The following is a 25,278-nucleotide window of genomic DNA, read 5'->3' on the forward strand; positions in this document are numbered from 1 at the left end:
TTATTCGCCTGCGGTGTCGTTTACCTCGTATGGAGCTGTGTCCGGCTCCTCCGGCTTGTTCACCTTCAGCTGGCATTCTATCTTCGACACCTCCGTCAGCGTCAGCTTGCCGCCCAGGTTGGCCATGATGGTGCCGTTGGGTATCTTCATCGTCTGGCCGCTCACGAACTGGATCTCCCACGGGCCGCGCAGCTCCACGAGGTCGGTCGGGGCCTTCCAGCCGGTGTAGCTGCCCGTGCTGCCCACCAGCGTGCCGCCAAGCACGGCCTGGATGTTCTCATAGTCCAGCTGGATGAGATTGAACGTCGGCGCTATGGTCGCGTTCTTGTTGGCCAGTGTCAGCACCGGAGCGTCCGGTACCTGCTCGGCTTCCACGTCCGTGCTCTCCGGCTTCGTGCCGCCCCAATCCCAGCTGCCTTTCTCGATGTAGCCGATTTCCTTGCTGTTGAACTTTACAACGGCTATGCCGTATATGAATTTCTTACTTGCCATCTTTCTTTCGTTTTTGGATGAATATTGTGATTAAAACCCCTGCCAGTATTCCAGCCCCGAAACCGTAGAAAAAGATTTTAACGGGGTTCGAACGCTGTTTTCTTTCCTCTTCGTACAGGCCGGCCATCTCCTCGTAGCGTTCCCGCCACACGGAGGATGTCCGCTCGTAGTATTCCACCAGGAGCTGCAGGCTGTCGCAGCTCGCGTACACTGTTATCACGTCCCTGTCACGGCTCACCGACACGCTGGCCTGGCCGCTCTTGCCGCTGTACTGCGCCAGCGGAGGGAGCCTCAGGAGGCTGTCAGCCGGTATCGCCAGCCTCACCTCCGACTTCGGCACCGTCTCCGTCCGCACCAGGCGGACTTCGCTCCTCATGCTGTCCGCCCGGCCCGTCGCCGTTTCCGTCCGTGCCGTTTCCCGCGCTGTCTTTCGGGTGCTCGCGCACCCCGCGAAGCACAGGGCAATCGTCATGATGCTTGCAAGAATTGGCAGTGTCAATGGCCTTGCGAAGGCGTGCCATCTCGCGTTTCGTCGCCTGAAGGTCTTTCCTCGTCGCATTGAGTTCGTCTTTTAACGGTTCAACGATATTGTCCACAAGTATCCGGGTGGCGTGCTCAGCGTTGTCAATCCGCACGGTCTCGGCGTCCGCCTTCGCCTTCTCGGCTTCCGCGTTGGCCTTGCGCACCGTCGCGCGGAGCGTCACAATGCCAACAACGGTCGCCAGAAGTGAGCCACCCAGTACGAAATTGAGAATTTCACTGAGTTCCATCTGATACTATGTTTTTATTGTTTGATTCCTATCGATTCCAGCCATTCAGGCACATCGAAACTCGGGCAGGCTTTCGCCGCCAGCTGATTATGCCCTACAACCGGGATGGAGGGGAAACGCCGGTGGAAGTCTTTCACGTAGGCTTCCATCGCCTTCTTCTGCGCCGGGGTACGGGTATCCTTGGGGGTCTTGCCGTCAGCGGCAACGCCGCCGACGTACACAACGTGCCGGGATGTGGTGTTGTACCCTTTTGCCCCGTTGGTAATCTCCCAGGGATCCACCTGTGCGTCCTCGTTGTTGTCCACCAGGCGTTCCACCTTTCCGTCCAGGTGTATCATGTCGGTATAGCCGACCTGCTTCCACCCGCGGCCACCCTTGCTCACCGGGTCGGTGTGCCAGTGGCGGATGTCCGCCGCGCTCACTTCGCGGCCTTCAGGAGTGGCCGTGCAGTGTAATACCAAACGTTTCAACAGTGCCATAGTTTACTCACTTTTGGCCGTTTGGGTTATCGTTATCTTCGCCGTCTTGCTGTTGTTGGACTGCAAGGTCAATGTCAGGGTTCCGCTTTTCTGCTCACCTTCATTGGCTTCTGCCGAAATAGTCACGGTATTGCCCTTCTTGCTTACGCTGAAGCCCTCAGGGGCTGCACCCACTGTATATGCACCACTCGCAGTAACTGTCACGTTCTTGCTGCCACCCTCGGCCGGGATTGTCACGGTAGTCGGGTCTGCCGTGATGCTGCCGTCCGACGATGCTTGATAGCCGCTGCGGATTGCCACACCGGCATCCGCTTTCTTGAACATGCAGATGAAGTAGTGCCTGAAGTTGATCTTGTTGCGCTGGTATTCCGGGTCGGTCGATGCCTCGCTGTAATACATCTTGGTAGAGCCGGTGGCCTTGAACACACGCGGTACATAGAAGGCGAACGAGCATTGGAATTCCCCGGCTTCGGCCAAGGCACCGACAGCTTTCTTCTTGCCGGCAACGGTATAGAGCGGAGTATTCCCGAACTCATAGATGTCGAAACCGTACAGGCGGCCTATCCGGCCTTCCGTCTGGTTCAGGTTGTACTGCTCCTTGAACTTCTGGTCTGCCATCAACAAATCGTTTACATGGTCACTGCACAATACCAGGCGACGCTTGTCTGCCGGTACACGCAACTTGTCCAATGCGGCTTTCAGGCGCACGATGTCACCAGGCACAAGGCGCAGACGCCCCGTGTCGGCATCACGCTCGCCGGTCGTTACCAATACCGGAGTGGTGTCCGTATTTTCCGTAGGGCACAGCGCATGGGCTGCCTTCGCAAACTTGGCGTCATTGATGGCATTCGAGTGGCTCTCCTTCACACGGCTCATCTTGTCGTAGCTGATGGCATACAGCTCATCGTCCGTGATGGGGGTCACCTTCGTCTGGAACTTGTCAAGCTCGATTGCGATGTCCGCATCGTCCAGAGCCTGCAACGGGATTGGGTAGGTCGTGTTGTTAATCAGCACTTCCGGGTCAACTCCCACCTCTACCAGGTGGATGATGCCATTGTTCACCAGGGACGAGCTGTCAGGTATGCCGTCCAGCCACGTGCCTTCCAGCAGGCCGCGCAGGGCCTTAACCAGCTCGCCCGTCCAGATTTCCTTATACACTCCGGCACGCAGCACGCCTTGGGGCACGGTGCCGCCGAACAGGACGGCCACGGCATTCATGCCGGCCGCACCGATGGCCGGAGAAATGCCGGCCGCCATTGCCAGCAAACCGCCTGTCATGCAGTTGAACAGGACGGCAGCCAGCACCATCATGATTTTCTTGTTCATTGTCATTGTCTTTATCAGGTTTCACATTCAGATTTCACACTCCATGCCGTACTCCGCCTTGTACAGGCGCTTGTATTCGTCCGGCTGTTTCTCTCGCATTTCTTCCAGTTTATCCGACGGAACTTCACTCAATTTCTTATAAGTGGCCGTCGTTGCGGTTGATACGCCTCCCTGAGGTCCGATTACCGCGCTCAGCTTCACCTGCGGCGACATGGCACCGAAAGTGCTTTCCAGGTCTTCCACTCCGATTTTCTTGCCAAGCTCGATGAACTGCTGTTTCTTGTCCTCACCGATACGCTTTTCCGCGATGGCCTTTTCCACCGCCGCCGTGATACGTCCGAGCTGTAGCGTCTCGTTTTCTTTGCGGAGCTTGTCCGCATCTTCCTTGGAGGCTTTCAGTTCCGCGAGCTTTGCACTGATGGCCGCCTCGTCAGCCGTTTCCGGCAGGCCCAACTGGAGGGCCAGCATTTTCTGATCCATAACTTTTTGTTTTTGGGGTTTGTTATTCAACAATGGCAGGAGGCATTCGCCGTCCTTGCCGAGATTTATCACTGTGCCGTCCCTTTTCAGGACGATGGCATCGTCATTGGCACCTATGTCCACCAGCGACACCTCGAACAGCTTGCTCTTCGTCACCGTCGGCCGGGTCTGTCCCTGCACGAGGTGTTCCTTTGCGTCGCTCAGTTCCAGGATGTCTATCCCGGCACTGACCATGCGCAAGCTGCCGAACTCATACTGTTTCTTGCACCGCTTCGATAGTTCGCTGGCCTCGTCAAAGACCAGCTCGCCGGTCACTTCGCCGTTCTCGGACTTCAGGTCTTTCACATAGCCGATTACGTTGCCGCGCTCGTGCATGTAAAGCAGCACGGGATTCCGGCAGTACTGCTCCACGTTCATGCCTGCGGTCAGCACACGGGAGCCGTAGCTGTTCAGGCTGTCGTTTGAAATTCTTACTCGTCTTGCACTCATTTTGTTTTCGCGTTTTGCGTTTTACGCTGCAACTGTCGTGCAAGTGAGGGCAGAGCCAAACTCGTTTGGATTATGCCGAACGCAGCCGACAGTCGCTGTTTTTGACTGCAATATTACACCGCAAAGGGCTGGCCGCCAAAAAAGTGTGAAACGGTTGCACACTTCTATGCAACTGTTTCCTATCTTTTTGGCGTTCAGCCCGAAACGCCGCAACTTTGCCGTAAGATACGCACGCATTCAAGATTTTACCAGATATGAAGAAAGCAGACATTGAGAAGAAGAAGTCGCTCGGCAGGGCGTTGTACCTTTCCGGGATGGAGCAAACCGAGATTGCCGACAAGATAGGCATATCACGCGTCACCGTCTCCAAATGGTGTTCCGCCGAGGGATGGAAGGAGGCGAGGGCGGCCAAGAGCATCACACGCCCGGAACTGGTCAACAAGCTGTTGCTGACCATTGACAAGCTCATAGAACAAGTAAACGCATCCGAGGACGCCAACCTCATCGCCGGGCTCGGCGACAAACTGGCTAAACTATCGTCGGTCATTGAAAAGCTCGACAAGAAGGCCAACGTGGTGGATGCCATAGAAGTGTTCATGGCCTTTTCCAAGTGGCTGGAGCACCGGGCGCAGACCGACCCCGAACTCACGCCCGACCTCATCAAGGCCATCAACAAGTACCAGGACAAGTATATCGTCGAAAGCATGGGCACGAGCCTGGGGAGGTGACGCATGGCGACACAGGCTGAGATTAAACAGAGGTACGCGGAATGGCAGGAACACTGCAGGCATGTCCAGTCCATCACCGACACCGCGCTGCTGGCAAGGGAAACGCCGGTGGAAAAGGACAGGCGCATCCGCCGCCTGCAGAAGGACTATGCGTCATTCTGCGAATACTATTTCCCGCACTTCCTGCAACTGCGCGACAAGGTGACGGGCGAGGTCGTCCGCACCATACACAACGCGCCGTTCCACAACACGGCGGCCGCCAAGGTCAAGAGTACCCCGAACCTGAAGGCGGTGTTCAAGTGGCCGCGCGGACATGCCAAGTCCACCCATTTCGACATCTTCATGCCTCTTTGGCTGATGTTCCAGCCCAAGAGGCTCATCAACTTCATGGTCGTGGTCGGCAAAAGCGAAGACAGTGCCATCCGCCTGCTTTCGGACATACAGGCGGAACTGGAGTTCAACCAGCGACTTATCGCCGATTTCGGAGAGCAGAAAAGCATCGGCGACTGGCAGGAAGGGGAGTTCACGGCACAGTCCGGAGTCAAGTTCCTGGCCTGCGGACGCGGCCAATCGCCCCGCGGTCTCCGTGAGCGTGAGGCACGCCCGGACTACATCGTCATCGACGACCTCGACGACGACGAGCTTTGCCGCAACGAGAAGCGCGTCAAAGACCTGACTGACTGGGTAAAGGAGGCGCTTTTCGGAGCGCTGGACGTAGGGCGCGGACGCTTCATCATGGTGGGCAACCTCATTTCCAAGACTTCCGTACTGGCCAACATCGCGGCCACAAAAGGTGTATATGTGTCGGAAGTGAAGGCGGTCGACCGCGACGGGAATCCCGTCTGGAAGGAGAAGTGGACGAAGGACGAGGCACAGGAGTACCGCGACTTCGTGGGCTACCGGGCATGGGAGAAGGAGATGATGCACAACCCCATCAAGGACGGCACCATCTTCCGCCACGACTGGATACGCTTCAAGAAGGTGCTGCCGCTTGAAAAGTACGACCAGCTCGTGTGCTATACCGACCCCTCGTTCAAGTCAACCACGGCCAATGACTACAAGGCCTCACGCTTTTGGGGAAAGATAGGCTCGGAACTCCACCTCATAGACTGCTATGTCCGGCAGGACACCGTTACAGGCATGGTGCGCTGGCTTTATGACCTGTACGAGCGCACGCGCGACGAGGCGGCTATCCTTTTCTTCATGGAGGCCAACTTCATGCAGGACATCATCCTGGACGAGTTCACAGAGGAAGGCAAACGCAGAGGCTACCAGCTTCCCATCACGCCGGACATGCGTAAGAAACCGGAGAAGCTCCAACGCATCGAGGCGGTATCGCCGCTGTGGGAACGCGGCTTCGTGTTCTATAACGAGGCATTGAAGGACACCCCGGACATGCAGGTCGGCATAGAACAGACGCTCGCGCTCGAACGTGGAAGCCGGGTGCATGATGATGCGCCGGATGCGGACGAGGGGGCCATCTGGATACTCCAGAAGCATACAAGACAACAGATTTATAAACCGAGGCTTGGCATGAGGCGCCATTCCTCAAAAAACAGCTGGTAATATGTTCAGACTGATAAAGGACTTGATTTTTGCATGGCAATACAAGCGTGCCGTGAAAAAGGCCGTGAAACTTTCAAAGCTACACGGCATGAAGTTTTATGTGGTTTACCTGAATGGTGGATTGAAGGTCGTACCCAAGAAAGCTGTCAAGGAACTGGTGGCACGCCGCCGGTTCCGCAAAGGGGTGACCGTGCAGGACATCGAAAAACGGGCATTGTTCGTTACCCACTGAAAGGAGGCGCTTATGTTTATCACAGACGAGGATTACAAGGTGGTCATCGGCGAGAGTGCGCTGAAAGTGGTTTCACAAGTCAGTTCAGAAAACCGGGCCAACGCCGAGATGGAGGCACAGGAGGAAATGGCCGGGTACCTGCGCCCGAAATTTGACTGCGCGGCCCTGTTCGCCGCAGAGGGCGACGCACGCAACCGGCTCGTGGTCATGTACTGCTGCGACATCGCACTCTACCACATGGCGGCATCCCTGCCGCAGAAGATGGGCATGGAGATACGCAAGGAGCGGTACGAAAGGGCCGTCAAGTGGTTGGAGGGCGTGCAGGCCGGGAAGATTGTGCCGGATCTGCCGGTCGTCCTGGACGAGGACGGGGAACCGGTAAGCGGCACGTTCATCTATGGCTGCCAGAAGAAACAACGTTATAACTGGTAAGGATATGGGAATATGGAATGACATCAGGCAGTATTTCACCGGCCATGACAACCGGGTACTGCATACAAGATACGGCGACTTCAACCTCGCAAAGGAAGGTGACCGCAGGAAAGTGCGGAAGATGGTCGTAAACCTGCAACGCACGACCGACGCGCTCACGCGCAAGGACATACAGGACTGGCGGAACGCCTGGCAGCTGGCCATCAACGTGGACAGCCCCAACCGCAAGCTGCTGTACGACATCTACCGGGACGTGGACGCCGACCTGCACCTCTCCGGCTGCATCGAGCAGCGCAAGGGGTTCGTCATGTCGCGCTCGTTCAAGATTGTCGGCACGGACGGCAAGGAGGTGGAGGAAGCGGCGCACTACTTCAACCAAGCATGGTTCCGCCAGCTGATGAAGCTGTCGCTCGATTCGGTCTATTGGGGCCATTCGCTCATCGAACTGGGCGACCTCGTGACGGACGGGGACGGCTGCGTCTGCTACGACGGTGTGAAGCTCATCCCCCGCAAGCACGTCATACCCGAATACGGACGTGTCGTCACCGACCTCGGACAGGACTGGACGACCGGCATCGAATACCGCCGCGCCCCGTTCGCAGACTGGCTCATCGAGGCGGGACAGCCGGACGACCTCGGACTGTTCCTCAAGGCGGCCACGCAGACCATACCGAAAAAGAACGCGCTGGCGTTCTGGGATACCTTCGCGGAGATTTTCGGCATGCCCATGCGCATTGCCAAGACCACCACCCGCGACGAGAAGGAACTGGCCAAGATGGAACACATGATGGACAGCATGGGAGCGAGTCTCTGGGGCGTGTTCCAGGAAGGCACGGAGATTGAGGTCGTGGAAAGCACCAAGGGCGACGCCTTCAACGTGTATGACAAGCGCGTGGACAGGGCGAACTCCGAACTGTCCAAGCTCATCATCGGACAGACCATGACCATTGAGGACGGCTCCAGCCTGTCGCAGTCGCAGACGCACCTCGAAGTGTTCGAGAACCTCGTGGAAAGCGACCGCACCATGCTGGCCGACATCGTGAACAACCAGCTCATCCCGCGCATGGCGAAGCACGGCTTCCCGGTCAAGGGGCTGCGCTTTGAATGGGACGATTCGGTGGACTATACCCCGGAACAGCAGGTGGCCTTCGAAAAGATGGTATCAGACCGCTACGAAGTCGACCCGAAGTATTTTGCGGAAAAGTACAACATGCCCGTCGGAGAAAGGCGCACTGCACAGGTTCCGGCAAGCAAGGATGGGGAGGAAGATGACAACAAACAGCAAAAAAACGCACGCCTTTTTTTCGACTGAGCCCCGATGACTATTCGGGGCTGCACCTACGTTACAACGCCTTGCTCGGAGAAAGCCGTCTGACGCTGGGAAAGAATGACGACATCGACAAGGCGGCCAGGGAGTGGGCATCCGTCATTAAGAACGTCGAGGCACGGAAAGACGCGGAAGCCGCCGCAAGGATTCTGCTGTCGCACGGCATAAAGCTGCCCCGGCTCATGAAGAAAAAACTCGGCGCGACTGTCGGGGCTGAATACAGCGCCCCTATCGGCGAGGGGTTTGACGGCATCCTGTATTTCAACGAAAGGCGCGAACGCGACTACAAGAGCTACAGGGAAAAGAAGATGAAATACGGTTCGGGGGCGCAGGACAACACCTTCCTGCACGAACTCGGCCACCATATCGACTGTATGCTGGAGCCGAAGGCGTATTCCACCGTGGAGCACCAGTGGGACATGAAGGGGGTGAACAAGGAACTCATACAGAAGGAGCTTTCCAAATACGCCCTGCAGAACCGGGCCGAATTCGAGGCGGAACTTATCAGCGCCACCCTGCGCGGCAGGACATTCTCCAAGGAGCTGCTTTCCTATTCCAATTTGAATTCCCCGGAAAAGATGGATGAACTGGCCGGGAAGCTGCTCGGCTACGCCTCCGGCAAAGACCTCTGCACGCCGTCGGAGGACTTGAGGCAGAAGTTCGAGGGCATGATGCGCGCCCTTTACCAGGAGGAAGGCGCGTCGCTCCGCATCGGCATACTGGCGGAACCGGCCGCACAGGAATTCATCGGCCTGCACGCGGAAACGCTGGACGGTTCCTTCAAGCAGGTGGAGATGTCCGACATCATGCGCCAAAGGCTCAGCCGCTCGAACTACGTCTTTTCCGGCATGAAGGCTTTCCATGAGCTGAACGAGGCGTTCCCGTCCCTGCTGGATGAGAACGGCAATAGAAAGACGTTCGAACGCTTCCTGAAGGACGTGCGAAGCATCGACGCCACCTACAACTCGAACTACCTGCGCTCGGAATTCAATTTCGTGCAGGCTTCTGCGGAGATGGCGGCCAAGTGGGAGGGGTTCATGCAGGACGGCGACCGCTACTACCTGCAGTACCGCACGGCGCACGACAATAAGGTGCGACCGGAACACGCCGCACTCCACGGAGTGACGCTGCCGATAACGGATTCCTTCTGGGAGGAATACTATCCGCCAAACGGGTGGAACTGCCGCTGTACCGTGGTGCAGGTGCGCAAGTCGCGTTATCCGGCCACACCGCACGACGAGGCGATGGCACTCGGCGAGGAAGCCCTGCAGCGCGACACGAATGGGATGTTCCGTTTCAATCCCGGCAAGCAGGAGAAGGCCGTGCCGGACTATAATCCGTACACCATCAGCCGGTGCAGGGACTGCGACATTGCCAAAGGGAAAGCAAAGCTCGCCAAGGCGTTCATCCCGGACAACGAACTGTGCCAAGCGTGTCAGACGCTTAGACAGGCCTTGGAACGAAGACGCAACAGACGGCCCACACTCCAGGAGTTCAGGGAGCTTTCAGAAAAGGTAAACGGATGGGCAGACGGCAATCTTGACACCGTGCAGTTACCTGACTCAGCCGAAACTGGCAATCCGGCAAAACGCTCTTATGTGACAAGCGGTGACGGATACAGAATAGGGGTCGGGAAAAAGTTCTTCAATGAAATGATGGCCAAGAACAAGCGGAATCCGGAGCTGCCGGACATCGTGGAAGCATCCATGAATTTCAGGGAATGGATTCCGCAGGCTAACAGAGTACGCACCGAAGAAGGAAGACATCACGACTTCGGATTTTCAGTTTACCATGTCGAATGGAACGGGCATACCATCGAATTCAAATGCAAAATAACGGATGGGGAGCTGCTTTACAATATGACATTCATATAAAAGAAAAGAACGACCGTCATACCCGAAGCCTGCGCTCTTGCGAGCCGACATGTGGGTAACCCGTCGTTCTCAGTGCAAATATACAAACAATTTTTCAAAACCGATTCATTATGAACAGAATTATCTCCTTTTTGAAGGAAAGCAACCGGTGGAAACACCTTGCCGGGGGCTTTGTGGTTGGATTGTGCGCATGTTCCGCGTTCGGTGCCGTATATTCGGCTGCCGTGGCGGCATCATGCCTCGAACTGAAAGACAAGCTGCACGGCAGCCCGTGGGACTGGACTGACTGGCTTCTTACAGTGGGTGGAGGCGTCGCGGCAAGCGTCATCTGGATGCTGCTCTGACATCTGACAAGAACCCCGCAGGCCGTTTCCGGCTTGCGGGGTTCTTTGCTACTGCAGCGACTTTATCGCCACGCATTGATACACCTCTATGTTCTCAACGATGTCCTCGTGGTTGTGGTTGGTGTCGCTCTCCACAAGGTCGAACTCCTTAAAGGTCTCGCCCTCCATGCACGCAAGCGCGGCGTGTATCTCCTCCAACAGCTCGAACACCTCCAGGCTCTCTTCCTTGAACGGGCTGCCGTCGCTCACGCTGCCCGTCCAGTCCGTCACCACATGGAGGGCCACTTCCGGCTCGGCGCGGTACTCCACGCCGTTCACTATGGCGTTCCACTTTATAGGCCGAAACTCAACGAACACCGCCGGACGCGCCCAGCTTTCCTCCTGCTCAATGAACTCCACGTTGTGGTTCCACAGGTCTATGTGCTTGATCGCACCGCCGCCGACCTCCTTCAGACGGTCGCACAGCATCTGATACAGTTCTTTTCTCATTTTCTTTCTATGCTAAAATCCATGTCAAAATACTCGTTCAGGTTGTCCTCGATAATCTCCCGCACAATACGCTCAACCTCCGGCCCTGTGCCGAGAAATCTCCGCCGGGGTATGCGGATGGTAGTCCCGGCACGTTTCAAGGCCATAAAACGCCAGAAATCGGCCTCCGTGCCCAACTGCCGCGTCCGCTTGTCGTTCCGCCGCTGGCCGTTCTTCTTCCGGCCGAAACTTCCGGTGGCCTCGTAATACTTGTGCCAGAAAAAACGCTTCATCTTCTCCGTCACCACTATTTCCCCGCCGTCGTTGTGGATGGCCGCATACGGCAGGTCGGTGTAGAACGTGATACTGTCGTCCGTTGTCCGGCTGCGGATGCTGCGCCGCAGCGTGCCCGTGTCCACCAGTATCGTCCCGCCCGGACGGGTCGGGCTTTTCCGGCGTGCCCACGCATCGCTGAAAAAAGCCTGGCGCTCGAAGTTCCTGTCAAACTCGTCGCCAAGCTCCACCCGGATATCCGACAATATCCGGCGTATTACCGCTCTGGTATTCTTGTCCGTTCCGCTCATGTGTCAAACTTCAAATACAGCTGGGTGTCTTCCGGCAGGTCGTTCTTGGGGTTGGCGGACGCTTTCAATATGTTATAAAAAGTCCTCTCGCTGATACCATACACAGGATATATGTACCTCCGCCATATCTCCCTGTTCGGGACTCCCTTCTTGACGTAGAGGTCATATATCCTGTTGATGTCAGCGACGCGTTTCTGATAACTCACACCGTGCCGGTTCCCCATAATTTGTTTTAATGTCAGTCCATAACCTGTTCACTTTTTGGCTTGTAAGGACGGATGTCAAGCGTCATCTCGCAGCTTACCGTCACACGACCGCTCCCCTCACACTGCGGACAGGTTTCCATCTTGCGTATGAAACGTCCTGATACGATTTTGCCCGTGCCGCGGCATTTGCGGCACAAGGCTACTTTCGGGTCTTTCTTCACTTCCTGCTTCATGCGGCATCCTCCTTCTTTGGTTCCACGAAGAAGGTCTCGTCCTGTGACACTTGTATGCCACACTTGGCCATCTTGCCGCCCATGTCCTCCACATCGCGGTCGGCCAATAGCTTGTCCTTGGCTATCTCTTCCGTCTGGCGGACATAGCCGGGCAGGAATTCCTTTACAAGCTGCAGCGCACTTGCCCATGTGAAGCCCTTGAGCGTCTTCAGCTTCGGCGTACCCGTGCGGAAGCCTATCGTGCCGTGGGCCATCTCAAGGCTTTTCTTCTTCGAGAACAGTTCGGCCTGGTTCTCCGTGGCAAACGCCTGGAGCGTGTCGAACGCCTTGTCTTTTGCGTCCTCAAGCTCAGCCAGCCTCCCTGCGTATTTCTCGCGGATACGTGCGCATTGCAGCTCGATGTCCGCCGTTATCTTCGCGCTCTCGGCCGCCGTCTTGGCGTATGTTGCGAACGCCTCGTCTGCCGCTTCCCTCGTAACTCCCGTGATAATCACTTTCTTCGCTCTCTTTGTTACCATTGTCGTAAGTTTTATTTGGTTAAACAATATGTTTCAATTCTCTTCCATGTCCGGAACTTCCATACAGAGCTTGCCGCGCTCATCCTCAATCTCGAACCATAGGCCCTCTAATATGTCCATATAACGGGCATCGTCAAGTTCCCTGCAATACTTGTGTATGTGATCCATCAGTTCCTTCACTATCTGCCTGTTCGTCATCGTCAGTTCGCTTTTTCATTGTTTGTCATATTCACTATCACGTATTCTTGGCGCGGCGCGAGTTCGGGCTTGGCTGGCCTTTTCAGCCCGCCCTTGCGCCTGATGGAACGCAACTTCACGCTCAAGGCTTCAAGTTCCGGCTGGCTTATCCGGGCGAATGGCTTGCCGGCTATCCGTGGATTCCGGCAGAAGTCATCCACGCGCGCCCAGTCCGTGGTGTCGATGCCCATCTGCTGCATCAGCCTCAAGCAGGTGCTGCGCCATCGCCTCAGCTCGCGGCGTATGGCTTCGCTGCGTTCGTCGTAACCTGCCACGCGCTCCATCTCGCGGCACATGGCCCCATATTCCGCCTCTGTCATCAGGCGCAGGTGTTCTGTCCGGCCGTTGGTAAACTGGTACACCAGTGTTTCCTTGTCTGCACCCTTCAGTTTTTTCAGCAAGGCGTAGAACCTTGCATAGTTCGTCCCTTCCTTCATGGCGCATATTCTCCTACATTTCGAACAGCACTTTTATCCCGCACGAACTGGCCACGTCAAGTTCCAGCTTGGCTCCCTTGCTGAGTTCCCAACCTTTCAGCATGAAGATATAGCCGCAGCACAGCAGGTTGGCTATGTCAATCCTCATGTGCTCGCGCCAGTCAGCATCCTCCGGCAGCCCGTTCCTGAACGGGTTTACAGGCTCCATGCCCAAACGCCTCAACTGCACTTCGGCCACGGCGAACGCCCTCTTGCGCTCGTCGATGTCATAGTGCGCTATCGCACCGCTGATGTAAACTTTCTTATTCATCGCATTTGTCTTTTTGGTCTTCTTCCATCCTCCTGAAACGCTCCGGCAGCACTACCGTGTAGTTGCACTTACGGCAGCACTGGCCTTTTTCCTTCACTGGGAACGGGTTGTAGCCGTACCCCTCAATGTCATTGCCGCAAATGCAGCACCTTTCATTCTTTTCCATATAGTTGGTTTTGTTACTTCGTTTTCATAATCCGTTGCTTGTCTGTATAAGGCCTTCCTTCCACACCACGTAGTAGCTTCCGGCCTCGCCTATGGAACGTCCCAGGCAGTATGCTTTGTAGCCCATGACACGCACTTTCATGTCGCAAATGTATCTCAGGCGCAGCGCGTCGCTGCCCATCGGCGAGCTTTTCTTTTCCTGGCTGATGAAGATGAAACATTTTCTCGGGAAACGCCGTATCAGCTCAACGGCCTTGTCGTAGCTGAATCCGGCATCGTCCTTGGCCACTTGAAACGAGTCCACTATGACGAACTTCGGCGACTTGGGCTTTCTCAAACGCTCGACAAGCTCTTCGTAGCTGTCGTCCGTGGCTACACGGAACTTGCCTTGTACATCGTCCATGTGCAGGTAACACATCCTGCGCTGGAAACTCTGGTTCACGCGCTCCTCGTAGCTTAGGTACAGTACCGGCCCGTAATTGCACAGTTCCTTGCCAAGCTGCATCACGAACGAGCTTTTGCCCTGTGCGCTGGCACCGCTGATGAACCATGAGGCGTTCTCGGCAGGGAAGCCGAAAGGCTTGCTCCACTTCTCACCCCACGGCAGCGTCACCCACTTCTTGGCGGCTATCTCTTTCGGACTGTACGCACGCTTCATTTGTTTACCTCGCTTCCTTCTGCTGTTTTTGCAGTTCCGCAACAAGGGCGTCTGCTGCCGCCACAGCCTTTTCTGCGATGTCCTCGTCGGTGAGCACGCTGTCTGCCCAGCTTTTGGAGAACACTTCCTTTGCTATTTCGTAACGTCTTTTCTCCCAGTCCGGCTCGTTCGCCTTCTTCATATCGCGATGGATACCGATTATAGCCTCCATCGCCTGCATTTCTATCTTGGTCATCATTATACTGTCATTTTAAGTTTCTCAATCTCCGTATATACACGTCTCAACCCTCCGCGTGTTTTGCGCACTATCTGCGCAATGTCCGCGCCTTCCGGGGCGTTAGCCTTGGCTACAATCCGCGCCTGCGTCATCAGGAATGCCTCGCGTTCCTTGCCGTCGTCCGGGGTGACCTTGCTGTAGCGGTCGCCGTAACGGCTCAGCATCTCGGTGTAGCCCACCTTCTTGCACTCGATCGAGCGGTTTATCTTCTCCTTCAGACCGTCGGCCCCCATCATGTACCAGGCGCAGCACCGTTCGGTGGCGTTCCACAAAGCCTTCAACTCCAGGAAGGCTTCATACTGCAGGTCGCCCGCCTCGTCCAGGATTATGAGCGGCGTTTCAATGGAGCGGAGGTAATACACCAGGTCGTCGTACACGTCTGCATACCGGCCCTTGCTGTCCACACCGAACTCGGCGGCAATCTTGCGCACTAATTTCAGCTTGGTCTTCACCTGCGAGCAGTCGATATAAACCGCGTTCCTGTGGGTCTGCACATAGTACCGGGCCGTGAATGTCTTGCCTATGTTCGGCACGTCACAGAGAATGGCCGAAAGGCAGGACTTCTGCGAAATCTCCAGCTGCGAGGTGATGTACTCAAAGGTGGGTGTCTTGGCAGCCTTCCACTCCATGCCGCCGCGCAGGTTCACGCCTAATCTCCGGGCGATGCCTATCCAGTTGGCGTCGCTCAATACCTTGTCCGTCTGTCCGTTCTTTACGGCACTGTACACCGAAGTGGTGATGCCGAGGGAGGCGGCGTGCTTCGCATCGCTCGGATAGTTCGCGCGGTTTGCGGCTATCGCCTCCATAATCCTTTGCTTTTGCGCTTCTGTAATCATAATCTAACGCTGTTTTAATGTTGTTCTAATTGTCGTATAAGTGAGCGTCAATGAGCTTGCTCGTTTGACCGAGCGCAGCCGACAATCAGCTTGCTAAAGGTCTTCCAATGCCCGCCTGGTGCTGTCCATGTCCGGCTTCCATTCGTAATCTTCCGGCTCGTCCTGCACCGGGACGGGAGGCAGGGTGTAGCATTCCGTATCCACTTCTTCCGCGTAGGCCTGCGGCCCAGCTTCGGCCTTGCCCACTTTCGCGATGGCATTGTCGCGCAGGTATTTGTTGAAGTGTGACACATATTTCTGCTGCTCAATGTAGTTCGCCACGTCCTCGTCCGTCTGCTCGGCCATCACGCGGCTGTAGGTCTTCACGGGACGCACCTTGTCAATGTAGCGGTCGCCCTGGAACAGGTACACGTCGGTCGGCTTCCCTTCCTCGTCCGGCAGGTAGTAGGCCGTCACCTTGCGGTTGTTCGGCTCCAGCTCCTCCAGCACCTCCGGGCCGCTTATCCACCAGTCCGCGTAGGCCACGCGCACCGTCGAGTTGCGCCGTATGCTGGTTTCCACTTTCTCGCCGATATAGCGGCTCAGGGTCAGGCTGTCGTATGGGCGGAGGGTCGGGTTTATCTTCGCCACGAGCACGTCCCAACGGGTCATGCCCGGATATTTCTTCTGGTTCGGGTGCAGTGAGTTGTTCCATTCGGCGCAGTCACGGCGGTCGTCGGCCACCAGCTCCTCGAAGGTGTAGTATTTCTTGTCCTCCCATGTATGGTTGCCGCTGTCGCTGATTTTCTTTTGGTCCACCCTGCGCGCGCCCTTGTTGTACCAGCGGCCCACGCCTTCGTGGTTCTTGTGCGCTATCGTGGTCTTGAACGCGCCGTTCAAAGGCTCAGCGTATTTTTCCTGCGAGTTCTGCGGAGCACAGAAATGTACGAACTTGAACACCTCGCCGGCTTTCAGGAAGCCACCCTTGTACTTGCTCATCAAGTGCTGCTCAACCTCGATGCCTGCCGGGATGCCCCAGCCGTGCCGTGCGATGAGCCGGAACATGTCGCGGAAACACTCCACTACAAGGGCGTCATCCTTGCCGCGTCCGTAGGCCAGTCCTATCCTACATTGGCTCACCACGTCGTAGGCGTAGTATGCGTGTACGTACTCATTCCCCTTCATGCGGCGCGGCAAGTCCACGTCGTCCATCGTTACCTGGCTCAGCGACCATTCGCCGCCGTGGCGGTGCATGTGCGGCATCTGCTCGTGCATGAATTCGGTATAGCCGCGCAGGGCGTGCTCCACAAGCAGCTTGTTGCTTGGTTTGTTCAGGATGTTGCGGATGGTGCTTTCGCTGAGTTCTTTCGGCTCCCCGTTCTTGTTGGTAAAGTCGTCCGGGTTGAATATCTCGCCGGTTTCCAAGTCCCAGGCCTCAAGCTCGCCGCACACAAACTGTATGTACATCTCATGAACGTCGCTTCCGTATGGCTGGTTGGGCAGCACTCGCAGGCTTAACACGAGCCGCTCGGTCTTGTAGTCCACCTTACGGGCGCACTGGTTGCCGAACTTACCTGTAATCAGGCACTCGTAACCGAACTTCTTGTAGTCGTTCACCTTCCTGCGGAAGCGCAGCGTGCTGGCCGGCAGGTCGTGCCCCAACTCCTCGCGTAACGTCTCGATGGCCTTCGCCATCTTAGCCCAGTCGTATTTCTCGCCGAACAGCCTTGCGCAGTCTTTCGCGCGCTCATACAGACTGATGCAGGTGTTCAACACCGAGGCGTTCACAGCATACTTGTGCGCCAGCTCCGCCGTGGCGTGGTCGCTCTTGTGGCCGGCGGCCCAGTCCATGAAGAAGGCCAGCGCAGCCTGGTCAAGCTCGTAGTTCGACATCACCCAGCCCCTGATGCGCGCCTCGTCGCAGCCAAACTTCTCCTCGACCTTCTCCCTGCAAGGTGCTGGAAGGCTGTCTACGGCAACAAGGGCGCATTGACCCTTCGCTCCGCCACCGCGGCGCACCACGGTGATTTTACGACGGGTCACGTTCTTCTCGTATGCAGCCTTTGTCATATAGCCGCCTTCAACGAGTTCACGCGCCGGAATGCAAAGTTTATTGCCGTAATACCCAATCATGGCCGCCTCCTTCTTACTTTATCGCCTTTGCCCAGTTTTGTATGTCCTTGATGTCGGCTATCGCCACGTTGTCGTAGTGGCGCACCTTCTTGCCTTTGTGGAACACGTCGCAGCCGCCGTCCTCGCGCGAGAACTCAAGCATCGTGTCCAATGTCGGGTAGTGGCGGATATAGCCGTCCGCGTCAAACAGGGTGTTCTCTAAAACGCACTCGTCGGCCATCAGTATGCCCCTATGCTCCAGCGCGGCCTTCCTTATGCGCTTTGCGAGGTCTGACTGCCCACGGCTCGGGTTGAACGACAATGCGTACCACACCATCGTACTTGTCACACCGAACGTCTTTTCCAACAGCTCGCGCGTCTCTTTCGTCACATGAATGTACTTTTTCATATCTTAATCTTAAATTTTATGGGTTTTACTTCAAAATGTCCCGGGTATCCTCCCGGACTTCCGGGCTTTTCGCTAACTTTGTAGCGCACTAAAACATTGTGTTATGTACGAAATAAAATATACTACCGAAGATTTAATACGTCTTGAAGCACGGATTTGTGCCCTTGAGCATTATATCCGAGAACACGACGCAGAGGGTAGTTGGTTCTTAGACCAAGAGTTTTATAAATGGCTGACAGTCGCAGCAGCTCGTCATGGCAACGTCGAGATAGCCTTGAAGTTAGAGCAAGAAAGACGCGCTCATGAGGAGCGGTGCCGGCAAGAGGGTATCGAGATAAAGTTTCCTTAGTCGCCTTGCCTGAAGCCCGAATGAACTTCTGGAAGGCGTCTTCACGCTTTCTCATATAGTCGCTGTATATCTCGTTGCAACGGCGGTCAAGCAGTCGCTGCAATAACTCACGCTGTCCCGAATCCAACGTGGAGCAGGAATGTCCTATACTACGGTGATCATGTCTTATTGTTGCGGTATTAAGACGTACAGCGTACATCTCTTGGCTTTCGTGATTCTTCATACTTTCTTTTATTCCTCAAATCCGCAACCGCCCTCATAAGATGACACAGAGGTCAAAAAGGTAGCGACACTGTGGCAAAAGAGGGTGCAACGCAGCAAAAATCGCCACAAAGACGCATTAAATCCCCTTACCCCACCATGCGACTTGAGGCAATACGCAAAATCACGACCATAAGTTGTCGGTGTCATCCAAAGTCATTCTGGAACACATCAGCATAAGCGTTGTTGCATGAATAGATATTCAGCACATACTGCCTTGATGTCCTGACCCATTTGGCTGGCACAGAGATGAACTTGAAGACAAACGCCTTGATGCGGCTTGTTGCTTTGAGTCCGAACCTCTTCACGTCAAGCCTCGCCATGATGAATTTATAGAAGTTGCGTATGAGTGCCGTAAGCAGAAGAAACACCGTGTTTTGTCTTACCCTGAAAAAAGTTGACTCATAAATAAAATAATTATGAGGAAAAATAAATCACAAAAGGGTCAATATCTTCAAAAAGTGATAGATCTTCGCTCTTCAGGTGTAAGTTTTTTGGGAATATCAAAAATAATTCCCGTATCAGAGGCTACAGTTCGCCGCTGGTGTGCTAAATTTGCACCTGAATTGTATTATGTCGATTTTATGACAAAGAAAAAGACACTAAGAGAGAAGCATGTTCGTGACTCAGTCAGCCTCCCGTCAGACATAGAGGCCCTTCAGGCCGAGATACTCCGTCTTAAGTCCGAACTGACCAAGGCCGAGATAAAGGCCGAGGCTTATGACGAGATGATAAATGTGGCCGAATCCGAGTTAGGCATCAGCATAAGAAAAAAATCTGGCGCCAAACAGTAACATTCCTGCACACGAAGAACCCTGTCCGATACAGGGTGAGACATCTTTGTGCGCTGTTTGGCGTAAGCAAGCAGGCCTATTACAAGTATGATGAGTCAAAGTCAATGATGAGGGCCGCCCGTGATGCCTTTGTGATTTAGTATGTCCGCAAGGTGCGCCTTATAGACCCCGGAAGCGGCGCATTGAAGCTCTGGCACATGTACCGGCGTGATTTCAGCGGCAACAGTCCTGTCGGCCGTGACCGTTTTATAGAAATAATGTCATGTAACGGCATGATTCTCCGTAAAAGGTTGCGCCGTCCACGTACCACTGACTCAAGGCACGGTCTTCCGACATATCCCAATCTTATAAAGGAAATGTTGCCCCTCAGACCTAACCAGCTATGGGTCAGTGACATAACGTACATAATTATTTGGACAGACGACATACACTACCGTTTCTGCTACCTTTCAATTGTACTTGATGCATATACAGAAGAGATTGTAGGATACTGTGTCGGTCCGACGCTTGAGACGTCTTATCCCATTGAAGCACTGTGCATGGCTTTGGGAAGGCTGAAGGGCATGGACGGCATCAGCCTTATACATCATTCAGACCGCGGCGTACAATACGCAAGTTCCGAATATGTCAGGCTGCTTAATAAAAATGGTATAAGTATCAGTATGACGGAGACCGGGGATCCGAAGGACAATGCACAGGCAGAGCGTATTAATGGTACCATAAAGAACGAACTCCTTAAGGGTATGAGGTTCACCGACATCGGCCAGGTCAGGGAAGCCGTGGCAACGGCCGTGGACTTCTACAACAACGAAAGGCCGCACATGAGCATCAACATGATGACACCGGCACAGGCTGCTTCATGTCAGGGTGAGATATCTAAGCGTTGGAGCAGTTTTAGGACAAAGGCCATAAAAAACAGACAGGAATGCTCCGATATTGGAGAAGATGGACTATCTTTGCCTTCTGTTCATGGTGTCCTTTCCGGGCTACGCCCTCCAAGGACACCATGAACAGGGATTCTGTCCCGGTAAAAGTCAACTTTAATCAGTAATTAAAAGTAGAGTCAACCAATAACAGTTATAAGTTTAACCAGAGTCAACTTTAATCAGGGAATGGCTTGTTAGAAGTCAACCAATTTTAGGAAAGGACATTTTCTCCCATGAAGGATTTTGGAAGCCTGTTCCAGCCGAATCCGTTATTCATGTCATCGAAGATGCGTTCCTTCCCTCCACGGAGGTTATAGAATTCGACAATCTCTTTCTCGGAAGACTCGTAGTCATTTGTAAGGATGCAGCGGTAGGTGTATTCTCCTTCCCACAGGTCGAGTTCGCCGTCTATCCGCTTCTGTCTTTGAATCACAAGACGGTATGCCTTCCCTTTCCATTTCTCGATGAGAATGGAGGCCAGCTCAAACTCAATGCCGCCCAATTCCACTTTCTTCCAACCTCTGAGGGCAAAGATGTCATTGTAGAGCGAACTGCATCGGTTGGCACGGATATAGAAGGTCTTGCAGTGTTTAGCAATCTCTTCCACTATCTCTTCAGAACACGAGCCGCAATCAGCTCTGAAACGGTTGATAATAAGCTTGTTCTGTTCAAACCTTTCAAAGAACCTCTTCAGCGTGTCCTTCTGGTGGAAACGGACTTTTGTGTTGCCGTCGCTGTTCTCAATGCCGACAATCAAGTCGCCAATAACCGCCACGCCAGGGTGATAACCAAGGAACTTCTTGTATGTAGGCTTCGCATCATACTTCTCAGCCTCTATGAACTGGTGGTCGAAGTCAACGTCATACCCCTCGCCCTCTTTCAGTTGCCCTGTGGACAATAGGCAATTGAGGAGCAGTGTATTCAGCTTGTCTGCCGTGTTGAAGTCGTAGGTCTTGCCAGTGTCGGATGTGTAGGAAATGTTATCCTGGGTCAGTTCCTTTATGGCTCTGAGAATCGTGTCGGCACTGCATGTGCGAAGTGTCGGATGAAGCGAGAGGTGGTACATCAGATGAGTGGTGACATCCTCTATGCATGAGCCGCCACAGAAATAAACGCTCATAAGCGAACGGATGATTTCGCTGTATTGATAACCATACAGCCTGCATCTCATACCGAGGGTTGAGTCGATTACAGATGAGAGATTGGAGTCAAATTGCTCCATTATTGAAAAAATTCCTCCAAAAGGAGAGAGTTTCTCAGATTTTATTGCTACCTTTGCCATGTCTGTCGGGTTTGATACATATTTTGATTTGCAACACTAAGATAGGTGAAAAATCTGACATAGCAAAATCCTGAGCAACTTTTTGTTGCTCAGGTACTTATAAAATAAGTTAAACTAAAATGCTGCGGAATTTAGGTTATTTTAATCGTTAATACTTTCGTGGGGCGCGGGGAGTCGAACCCCGGCGGCTGTCCTACGCTTTCACATTACGCTATTCCAACTTTCCGGCCGCGCCGTCCGGGCAGCCCCTTTCATTCGTTAATACTCTGTTATCACCGGCGCTTTCTTGCATCCGTAACAAGTTACCAGTACCCTTTTCAGCCTCTCCACGTACTCCGCCGGGGCAGTGAACACTATGCCGTCCTCCTCGTTGTAGCTGAAGCTCACGCAGTCCAGCATCAGCAGGTGGGCAACACGTGACTTGTAGCTCTGCGTCTTCCATTCTTTGATTTCCTCGTTCATATTCTTTAATCTTAAATATTCGTTAATCTCAAGCCTTTTTCGTATCTTTGGCCGCTCGTTAATTACTTAACACGTTGCAAAGATACAATATTCTGTATTACAAACCAAATAATTTAAGCTAAAAAATTCAATATTCTGTATTATGGAAACAAAGAATGATATTTCTGAGCGTTTTATCAAGGTTTATCTCGACCTCGTAGAAACTGACACGGTGGAGGGGAAGAGAGATTTTGCTACTAAATTAGGGATAAGTCCTTCTATGGTAACAGAAATATCAAAAGGACGTAGTAGTGTTGGACTCTCTGCTGTACAGAATATTGTATCCATCTACAATGTAAATCCTGATTGGATATTAACAGGTAAAGGCGATATGTATTCTAATCCATCTTCAGTTATCAGCTCTCCCAGCACTCCCATTGATGAACGGCCAACAGAACCTGCAAGCCATATCCCCGAAGGTAGCCAAGAGGGAATACCACTTCTTCCAATAAGTGCAATGGCCGGGGCTTTTACCGATGACATCTCGGTCATGGAATATGAATGCGAACGCTATGTCATCCCTGCTTTCAAGGGTGCCGACTTCCTGATGCAAGTCAGCGGTGACTCCATGCAGCCCACTTATTATTCCGGCGACCTCGTCGCTTGCCAGCGCATACCACTAAATGACTTGTTCTTTCAGTGGAACAAAACGTATGTCCTCGATACGCTCCAGGGGCCGCTCATCAAGCGCATCCGGCGTGGCTCCGATGAGCAGCATGTTCTCATTGTGTCCGACAATCCCGCTTATGAACCCTTTGAACTTTCCAAAGACCAGTTCCACGGTGTCGCCCTCGTCCGCGGTCTCGTCCGCATCGTGTAAAACAAAATGTTCCCCTTTGTACCCTCGGAATCCATGAGAAAACGTGTTTCCCCCTGCATTTACACACCGCTTATGGTCGGGAAGCCCCTGTTTATGCGGCTTTTCCAAGGCTGGTTCCAAAAAAGAGGTGGCATTTAGGGGGTATCTATCGACTCGTTTTTCGAGGCTATCGTAAAAAAAATGGTATGTTACCCCCTCTCTATCGCACCCCCTAAAAACCTACTTTTGTCCGTCCAGTTCATAATTTTTGTCCGTCCACTTTGTCCGTCCAGCTGTCCTTCCACCCTCAAAAATGCCCTGTTTCGGGCACAAAAAAGGAGGCGTGTGAGCCTCCATCGTAAACATCGCCTGAATGGCGTTTTATTTCACTTCTAAAGCCGTTAAAATCATCCCTTTTCCAATGCGCCACGGCTACATGAAATAAGCGTAGATTGCTTTATTACAGCTCGTTTTGTGATAATTGAGCCGCCTCCTGATAGCCCGGCGTGTAGCAGGTAGTTCTTCGTCGCGCCAACTTGTTCGGCCGTCAGAACCGTATAAACCGCTGAAATACTGCTGAAATACCAGTCCTTACGTTTCCTTCCCTCTATTCCATGTATCAGATGCACGTGTATAACCTTTGCCATATCCTTATATTTTACATCTGCAAATATACCAAATAATAATTATATGGAATAAAATCATAAATAATATTTTATAAATGGATATAAAAAAGCAGTCTGCACCACCTATCCATGTCGTCACTCCACTCACCAATCCACCCATGTAAATCTCATGCAAGCCACTTATAAACATTGTGTAGTCCTGACAAGCCTCAACTTTGCCTAAAATTAAACCAAAATTAAGCCCATGTAAACGTTTCGTTTTGCGTCGTCATCCTGGCGCTATACCCGTAACTCTTTGGCGCTCAAAGCATTCCACCATTTTACGTCTTTTCCGTCATTATACGTTTCGTTCTGTGCCCCATAGAAGCAAGAAAACAATTCAACATATGACAAAAAGAAAATCCCCAATCCACCCATACTACATAAATAGTTTTACATAAGAGAAATTTATCTCTTAAAAATTCACACAAAAAGCAGCGAAATGATAAAATTTGCAAAAAAAACAGCATTAAAATAAAAACACAGACTAATATATTTTGGCATCTAAAGAATATAATGTAATTTTACACCCAATAACAATCTAAAATATAAAATCATGAAGAACATTAAATTTAACATCTTAAATTTAGGCCTTGCATGTTGTTTATTATCCGCATGCGGAGTTAAAAACGGCAGCAACGTAAGCACAATCTCAGGATTGTCTGAAGCTGCTTTTGATACAACTATAAATCAAAAAGCCGTAAAACTCTATACCCTAAACAACAAAAATGGTATGGAAGTATGTATAACGAACTTTGGTGGAAGAATTGTATCACTTGTTGTTCCTGATAAAAACGGCAAACAAACAGATGTTGTTCTTGGATATGACAATATAGCACAATATGCAGATTCAGTAAACAGTCCAAGTGATTTCGGAGCTGCGATTGGAAGATATGCAAACAGAATAAATAAAGGTAAATTACAAATAGCAGGAAAAAACATACAGCTACCGACAAACAATTATGGACATTGCCTGCATGGAGGCCCATCCGGATGGCAATATCAGGTATATGATGCCAAGCAACCTAATGACTCGACACTAGAACTAACAATGTTGTCTAAAGATGGAGATAACAATTTCCCCGGAAATGTAACCGCTACTGTTTCATATGTATTGAGAAGCAATAACAGTCTGGACATAACATATACAGCAACAACAGACAAAGAAACCGTTATTAATATGACCAACCATTCATATTTTAATCTTAACGGAGACCCAACTAAGGATATAGAGAATTGCATTCTGTACATAAATGCAGACAATTATACCCCTTCTGACTCAACATACATGACAACAGGTGAAATTGCTAAAGTAGATAATACCCCCATGGATTTCAGGAAGCCTACTGCAATTGGAAAGGATGTCAATAATTTCAAATTTGATCAGATAAAGAATGCCAATGGCTTTGACCATAACTGGTGTTTAAATACATATAAAAATGGTAAAGGTGATGATACCAAAGTAGCAGCGAGCCTATATTCACCCTTGACAGGCATCATGCTTGAAGTCTACACGAATGAGCCTGGCATTCAGGTATATACAGGTAATTTCTTAAACGGAAAGATTAACGGGAAAAAGGGCATTGCATACAACAAACGTGCAGCATGCTGTCTCGAGACACAAAAATATCCGGACACTCCAAACAAAAAAGGATGGCCGACAGCAAACTTGAAACCTGGTGAAAAATACTATTCACACTGCATATTCAAATTCAGCATTAAATAAATAACTA

General features: G+C 52.6%; 32 protein-coding genes and 3 pseudogenes. 11 read left to right on the top strand and 24 right to left on the bottom strand.

Going from position 1 to position 25,278, the window contains the following annotated elements:
- The 6 genes and pseudogenes from EJL04_RS05845 to EJL04_RS05870 form a co-directional block, all read right to left on the bottom strand.
- On the bottom strand, nt 1-492 hold the full coding sequence (locus EJL04_RS05845; RefSeq protein WP_125104358.1) for a hypothetical protein: 492 nt from the start codon (nt 490-492) through the stop codon (nt 1-3).
- Entirely contained in the window at nt 482-832 is a 351-nt protein-coding gene (locus tag EJL04_RS05850) for a hypothetical protein (RefSeq protein WP_241209945.1), read from the bottom strand. Before EJL04_RS05850 ends, EJL04_RS05845 begins: the two co-directional genes overlap by 11 nt.
- A complete protein-coding gene (locus tag EJL04_RS05855; RefSeq protein WP_125104359.1) occupies nt 795-1,262 on the bottom strand; it encodes a hypothetical protein in 468 nt (155 codons plus the stop codon). Before EJL04_RS05855 ends, EJL04_RS05850 begins: the two co-directional genes overlap by 38 nt.
- A 14-nt stretch (nt 1,263-1,276) precedes the next feature.
- The gene (locus EJL04_RS05860) at nt 1,277-1,741 is read right to left on the bottom strand and encodes an N-acetylmuramoyl-L-alanine amidase (RefSeq protein WP_125104360.1); all 465 of its coding nucleotides are present in this window, start codon (nt 1,739-1,741) and stop codon (nt 1,277-1,279) included.
- Nucleotides 1,742-2,014: 273 nt separating this feature from the next.
- Nucleotides 2,015-3,049 (bottom strand): annotated as a pseudogene (locus EJL04_RS05865) (hypothetical protein); the annotation flags it as partial.
- A 45-nt stretch (nt 3,050-3,094) separates the two neighbouring features.
- Entirely contained in the window at nt 3,095-4,036 is a 942-nt protein-coding gene (locus EJL04_RS05870; protein ID WP_125104361.1) for an HK97 family phage prohead protease, read from the bottom strand.
- A 254-nt stretch (nt 4,037-4,290) separates the two neighbouring features.
- Here EJL04_RS05870 and EJL04_RS05875 point away from each other — a divergent pair, with 254 nt between their 5' ends.
- From EJL04_RS05875 to EJL04_RS05905, 7 genes are all read left to right on the top strand, one after another.
- Nucleotides 4,291-4,764, top strand: coding sequence for a terminase gpP N-terminus-related DNA-binding protein (locus EJL04_RS05875; RefSeq protein WP_125104362.1), 474 nt, complete (start codon nt 4,291-4,293; stop codon nt 4,762-4,764).
- 3 nt (nt 4,765-4,767) lie between these two features.
- Entirely contained in the window at nt 4,768-6,330 is a 1,563-nt protein-coding gene (locus EJL04_RS05880) for a hypothetical protein (protein ID WP_125104363.1), read from the top strand.
- Nucleotide 6,331: 1 nt separating this feature from the next.
- On the top strand, nt 6,332-6,562 hold the full coding sequence (locus EJL04_RS05885; protein WP_125104364.1) for a hypothetical protein: 231 nt from the start codon (nt 6,332-6,334) through the stop codon (nt 6,560-6,562).
- A 12-nt stretch (nt 6,563-6,574) separates the two neighbouring features.
- Nucleotides 6,575-6,994: a phage protein Gp36 family protein gene (locus EJL04_RS05890; RefSeq protein WP_125104365.1), complete on the top strand. Its 420-nt coding sequence runs from the start codon at nt 6,575-6,577 to the stop codon at nt 6,992-6,994.
- Between the two features lie 4 nt (nt 6,995-6,998).
- Nucleotides 6,999-8,306 carry a phage portal protein family protein gene (locus tag EJL04_RS05895; protein WP_125104366.1) on the top strand — a complete coding sequence of 436 codons (1,308 nt, stop codon included), beginning with the start codon at nt 6,999-7,001 and terminating at the stop codon, nt 8,304-8,306.
- Nucleotides 8,307-8,347: 41 nt separating this feature from the next.
- Nucleotides 8,348-10,195, top strand: a complete 1,848-nt coding sequence (locus EJL04_RS05900; protein ID WP_241209946.1) for a phage head morphogenesis protein — start codon at nt 8,348-8,350, stop codon at nt 10,193-10,195.
- Between the two features lie 110 nt (nt 10,196-10,305).
- Entirely contained in the window at nt 10,306-10,539 is a 234-nt protein-coding gene (locus EJL04_RS05905) for a hypothetical protein (protein ID WP_125104367.1), read from the top strand.
- 48 nt (nt 10,540-10,587) lie between these two features.
- Here the strand turns inward: EJL04_RS05905 and EJL04_RS05910 are convergent, their stop codons facing one another.
- The 15 genes and pseudogenes from EJL04_RS05910 to EJL04_RS05970 form a co-directional block, all read right to left on the bottom strand.
- Entirely contained in the window at nt 10,588-11,028 is a 441-nt protein-coding gene (locus EJL04_RS05910; RefSeq protein WP_125104368.1) for a hypothetical protein, read from the bottom strand.
- On the bottom strand, nt 11,025-11,591 hold the full coding sequence (locus EJL04_RS05915) for a phage virion morphogenesis family protein (protein ID WP_125104369.1): 567 nt from the start codon (nt 11,589-11,591) through the stop codon (nt 11,025-11,027). Before EJL04_RS05915 ends, EJL04_RS05910 begins: the two co-directional genes overlap by 4 nt.
- A complete protein-coding gene (locus tag EJL04_RS05920; protein WP_125104370.1) occupies nt 11,588-11,815 on the bottom strand; it encodes a hypothetical protein in 228 nt (75 codons plus the stop codon). The genes EJL04_RS05915 and EJL04_RS05920 overlap by 4 nt, the downstream gene beginning before the upstream one ends.
- A 14-nt stretch (nt 11,816-11,829) precedes the next feature.
- The gene (locus EJL04_RS05925; protein ID WP_125104371.1) at nt 11,830-12,030 is read right to left on the bottom strand and encodes a molecular chaperone DnaJ; all 201 of its coding nucleotides are present in this window, start codon (nt 12,028-12,030) and stop codon (nt 11,830-11,832) included.
- On the bottom strand, nt 12,027-12,548 hold the full coding sequence (locus tag EJL04_RS05930) for a host-nuclease inhibitor Gam family protein (protein ID WP_125104372.1): 522 nt from the start codon (nt 12,546-12,548) through the stop codon (nt 12,027-12,029). Before EJL04_RS05930 ends, EJL04_RS05925 begins: the two co-directional genes overlap by 4 nt.
- A gap of 33 nt (nt 12,549-12,581) precedes the next feature.
- Complete coding sequence (locus EJL04_RS16325) at nt 12,582-12,746, bottom strand: hypothetical protein (RefSeq protein ID WP_164511725.1); 165 nt, start codon at nt 12,744-12,746, stop codon at nt 12,582-12,584.
- A 2-nt stretch (nt 12,747-12,748) separates the two neighbouring features.
- Entirely contained in the window at nt 12,749-13,222 is a 474-nt protein-coding gene (locus tag EJL04_RS05935) for a hypothetical protein (RefSeq protein WP_125104373.1), read from the bottom strand.
- Nucleotides 13,223-13,235: 13 nt separating this feature from the next.
- Nucleotides 13,236-13,532 (bottom strand): DUF4406 domain-containing protein, encoded by a 297-nt coding sequence (locus tag EJL04_RS16575; RefSeq protein ID WP_125104374.1) that lies wholly within the window; start codon nt 13,530-13,532, stop codon nt 13,236-13,238.
- A complete protein-coding gene (locus EJL04_RS16580; protein ID WP_164511726.1) occupies nt 13,525-13,698 on the bottom strand; it encodes a hypothetical protein in 174 nt (57 codons plus the stop codon). Before EJL04_RS16580 ends, EJL04_RS16575 begins: the two co-directional genes overlap by 8 nt.
- 24 nt (nt 13,699-13,722) lie before the next feature.
- Nucleotides 13,723-14,355: an AAA family ATPase gene (locus EJL04_RS05945; protein ID WP_125104375.1), complete on the bottom strand. Its 633-nt coding sequence runs from the start codon at nt 14,353-14,355 to the stop codon at nt 13,723-13,725.
- Nucleotides 14,356-14,359: 4 nt separating this feature from the next.
- Nucleotides 14,360-14,593 (bottom strand): hypothetical protein, encoded by a 234-nt coding sequence (locus EJL04_RS05950; RefSeq protein ID WP_125104376.1) that lies wholly within the window; start codon nt 14,591-14,593, stop codon nt 14,360-14,362.
- On the bottom strand, nt 14,593-15,468 hold the full coding sequence (locus tag EJL04_RS05955; protein WP_125104377.1) for an AAA family ATPase: 876 nt from the start codon (nt 15,466-15,468) through the stop codon (nt 14,593-14,595). The genes EJL04_RS05950 and EJL04_RS05955 overlap by 1 nt, the downstream gene beginning before the upstream one ends.
- Nucleotides 15,469-15,561: 93 nt before the next feature.
- Entirely contained in the window at nt 15,562-17,580 is a 2,019-nt protein-coding gene (locus tag EJL04_RS05960; protein WP_125104378.1) for a hypothetical protein, read from the bottom strand.
- Between the two features lie 13 nt (nt 17,581-17,593).
- Nucleotides 17,594-17,968 (bottom strand): hypothetical protein, encoded by a 375-nt coding sequence (locus EJL04_RS05965; protein ID WP_125104379.1) that lies wholly within the window; start codon nt 17,966-17,968, stop codon nt 17,594-17,596.
- Nucleotides 17,969-18,724: 756 nt separating this feature from the next.
- Nucleotides 18,725-18,958 (bottom strand): annotated as a pseudogene (locus EJL04_RS05970) (IS1380 family transposase); the annotation flags it as partial.
- A gap of 39 nt (nt 18,959-18,997) precedes the next feature.
- On the opposite strand from EJL04_RS05970, the gene EJL04_RS05975 reads away from it, so the two are divergent.
- Both EJL04_RS05975 and EJL04_RS05980 read left to right on the top strand, forming a co-directional pair.
- The gene (locus tag EJL04_RS05975) at nt 18,998-19,372 is read left to right on the top strand and encodes a transposase (protein ID WP_125103787.1); all 375 of its coding nucleotides are present in this window, start codon (nt 18,998-19,000) and stop codon (nt 19,370-19,372) included.
- A 152-nt stretch (nt 19,373-19,524) separates the two neighbouring features.
- Nucleotides 19,525-20,382: an IS3 family transposase gene (locus EJL04_RS05980; RefSeq protein WP_241209947.1), complete on the top strand. Its 858-nt coding sequence runs from the start codon at nt 19,525-19,527 to the stop codon at nt 20,380-20,382.
- Between the two features lie 133 nt (nt 20,383-20,515).
- Here EJL04_RS05980 and EJL04_RS05985 read toward each other — a convergent pair.
- Nucleotides 20,516-21,580 (bottom strand): annotated as a pseudogene (locus tag EJL04_RS05985) (IS1380-like element ISBf11 family transposase); the annotation flags it as partial.
- Between the two features lie 258 nt (nt 21,581-21,838).
- Entirely contained in the window at nt 21,839-22,042 is a 204-nt protein-coding gene (locus tag EJL04_RS05990; protein WP_125104380.1) for a hypothetical protein, read from the bottom strand.
- Nucleotides 22,043-22,184: 142 nt separating this feature from the next.
- Here EJL04_RS05990 and EJL04_RS05995 point away from each other — a divergent pair, with 142 nt between their 5' ends.
- Nucleotides 22,185-22,901: an XRE family transcriptional regulator gene (locus EJL04_RS05995; protein ID WP_241209948.1), complete on the top strand. Its 717-nt coding sequence runs from the start codon at nt 22,185-22,187 to the stop codon at nt 22,899-22,901.
- Nucleotides 22,902-23,287: 386 nt separating this feature from the next.
- On the opposite strand, the gene EJL04_RS06000 is transcribed toward EJL04_RS05995, so the two are convergent.
- Nucleotides 23,288-23,527: a hypothetical protein gene (locus tag EJL04_RS06000; protein ID WP_125104381.1), complete on the bottom strand. Its 240-nt coding sequence runs from the start codon at nt 23,525-23,527 to the stop codon at nt 23,288-23,290.
- 583 nt (nt 23,528-24,110) lie between these two features.
- Between EJL04_RS06000 and EJL04_RS06005 the strand changes: the two genes are divergently transcribed.
- Entirely contained in the window at nt 24,111-25,271 is a 1,161-nt protein-coding gene (locus EJL04_RS06005) for an aldose epimerase family protein (RefSeq protein WP_478354259.1), read from the top strand.
- The last annotated feature ends 7 nt before the right edge of the window (nt 25,272-25,278 follow it).

Source organism: Prevotella marseillensis (assembly GCF_900625065.1).
Lineage (GTDB): Bacteria > Bacteroidota > Bacteroidia > Bacteroidales > Bacteroidaceae > Prevotella > Prevotella rara.

What these genes read in the sequence shown, in the direction of transcription:
- EJL04_RS05845 (WP_125104358.1), bottom strand. Translation starts at nt 492, where the DNA reads ATGGCAAGTAAGAAATTCATATACGGCATAGCCGTTGTAAAGTTCAAC.
- EJL04_RS05855 (WP_125104359.1), bottom strand. Translation starts at nt 1,262, where the DNA reads ATGGAACTCAGTGAAATTCTCAATTTCGTACTGGGTGGCTCACTTCTG.
- EJL04_RS05860 (WP_125104360.1), bottom strand. Translation starts at nt 1,741, where the DNA reads ATGGCACTGTTGAAACGTTTGGTATTACACTGCACGGCCACTCCTGAA.
- EJL04_RS05870 (WP_125104361.1), bottom strand. Translation starts at nt 4,036, where the DNA reads ATGAGTGCAAGACGAGTAAGAATTTCAAACGACAGCCTGAACAGCTAC.
- EJL04_RS05875 (WP_125104362.1), top strand. Translation starts at nt 4,291, where the DNA reads ATGAAGAAAGCAGACATTGAGAAGAAGAAGTCGCTCGGCAGGGCGTTG.
- EJL04_RS05880 (WP_125104363.1), top strand. Translation starts at nt 4,768, where the DNA reads ATGGCGACACAGGCTGAGATTAAACAGAGGTACGCGGAATGGCAGGAA.
- EJL04_RS05885 (WP_125104364.1), top strand. Translation starts at nt 6,332, where the DNA reads ATGTTCAGACTGATAAAGGACTTGATTTTTGCATGGCAATACAAGCGT.
- EJL04_RS05890 (WP_125104365.1), top strand. Translation starts at nt 6,575, where the DNA reads ATGTTTATCACAGACGAGGATTACAAGGTGGTCATCGGCGAGAGTGCG.
- EJL04_RS05895 (WP_125104366.1), top strand. Translation starts at nt 6,999, where the DNA reads ATGGGAATATGGAATGACATCAGGCAGTATTTCACCGGCCATGACAAC.
- EJL04_RS05905 (WP_125104367.1), top strand. Translation starts at nt 10,306, where the DNA reads ATGAACAGAATTATCTCCTTTTTGAAGGAAAGCAACCGGTGGAAACAC.
- EJL04_RS05910 (WP_125104368.1), bottom strand. Translation starts at nt 11,028, where the DNA reads ATGAGAAAAGAACTGTATCAGATGCTGTGCGACCGTCTGAAGGAGGTC.
- EJL04_RS05915 (WP_125104369.1), bottom strand. Translation starts at nt 11,591, where the DNA reads ATGAGCGGAACGGACAAGAATACCAGAGCGGTAATACGCCGGATATTG.
- EJL04_RS05920 (WP_125104370.1), bottom strand. Translation starts at nt 11,815, where the DNA reads ATGGGGAACCGGCACGGTGTGAGTTATCAGAAACGCGTCGCTGACATC.
- EJL04_RS05925 (WP_125104371.1), bottom strand. Translation starts at nt 12,030, where the DNA reads ATGAAGCAGGAAGTGAAGAAAGACCCGAAAGTAGCCTTGTGCCGCAAA.
- EJL04_RS05930 (WP_125104372.1), bottom strand. Translation starts at nt 12,548, where the DNA reads ATGGTAACAAAGAGAGCGAAGAAAGTGATTATCACGGGAGTTACGAGG.
- EJL04_RS16325 (WP_164511725.1), bottom strand. Translation starts at nt 12,746, where the DNA reads ATGACGAACAGGCAGATAGTGAAGGAACTGATGGATCACATACACAAG.
- EJL04_RS05935 (WP_125104373.1), bottom strand. Translation starts at nt 13,222, where the DNA reads ATGAAGGAAGGGACGAACTATGCAAGGTTCTACGCCTTGCTGAAAAAA.
- EJL04_RS16575 (WP_125104374.1), bottom strand. Translation starts at nt 13,532, where the DNA reads ATGAATAAGAAAGTTTACATCAGCGGTGCGATAGCGCACTATGACATC.
- EJL04_RS16580 (WP_164511726.1), bottom strand. Translation starts at nt 13,698, where the DNA reads ATGGAAAAGAATGAAAGGTGCTGCATTTGCGGCAATGACATTGAGGGG.
- EJL04_RS05945 (WP_125104375.1), bottom strand. Translation starts at nt 14,355, where the DNA reads ATGAAGCGTGCGTACAGTCCGAAAGAGATAGCCGCCAAGAAGTGGGTG.
- EJL04_RS05950 (WP_125104376.1), bottom strand. Translation starts at nt 14,593, where the DNA reads ATGATGACCAAGATAGAAATGCAGGCGATGGAGGCTATAATCGGTATC.
- EJL04_RS05955 (WP_125104377.1), bottom strand. Translation starts at nt 15,468, where the DNA reads ATGATTACAGAAGCGCAAAAGCAAAGGATTATGGAGGCGATAGCCGCA.
- EJL04_RS05960 (WP_125104378.1), bottom strand. Translation starts at nt 17,580, where the DNA reads ATGATTGGGTATTACGGCAATAAACTTTGCATTCCGGCGCGTGAACTC.
- EJL04_RS05965 (WP_125104379.1), bottom strand. Translation starts at nt 17,968, where the DNA reads ATGAAAAAGTACATTCATGTGACGAAAGAGACGCGCGAGCTGTTGGAA.
- EJL04_RS05975 (WP_125103787.1), top strand. Translation starts at nt 18,998, where the DNA reads ATGAGGAAAAATAAATCACAAAAGGGTCAATATCTTCAAAAAGTGATA.
- EJL04_RS05990 (WP_125104380.1), bottom strand. Translation starts at nt 22,042, where the DNA reads ATGAACGAGGAAATCAAAGAATGGAAGACGCAGAGCTACAAGTCACGT.
- EJL04_RS05995 (WP_241209948.1), top strand. Translation starts at nt 22,185, where the DNA reads ATGGAAACAAAGAATGATATTTCTGAGCGTTTTATCAAGGTTTATCTC.
- EJL04_RS06000 (WP_125104381.1), bottom strand. Translation starts at nt 23,527, where the DNA reads ATGGCAAAGGTTATACACGTGCATCTGATACATGGAATAGAGGGAAGG.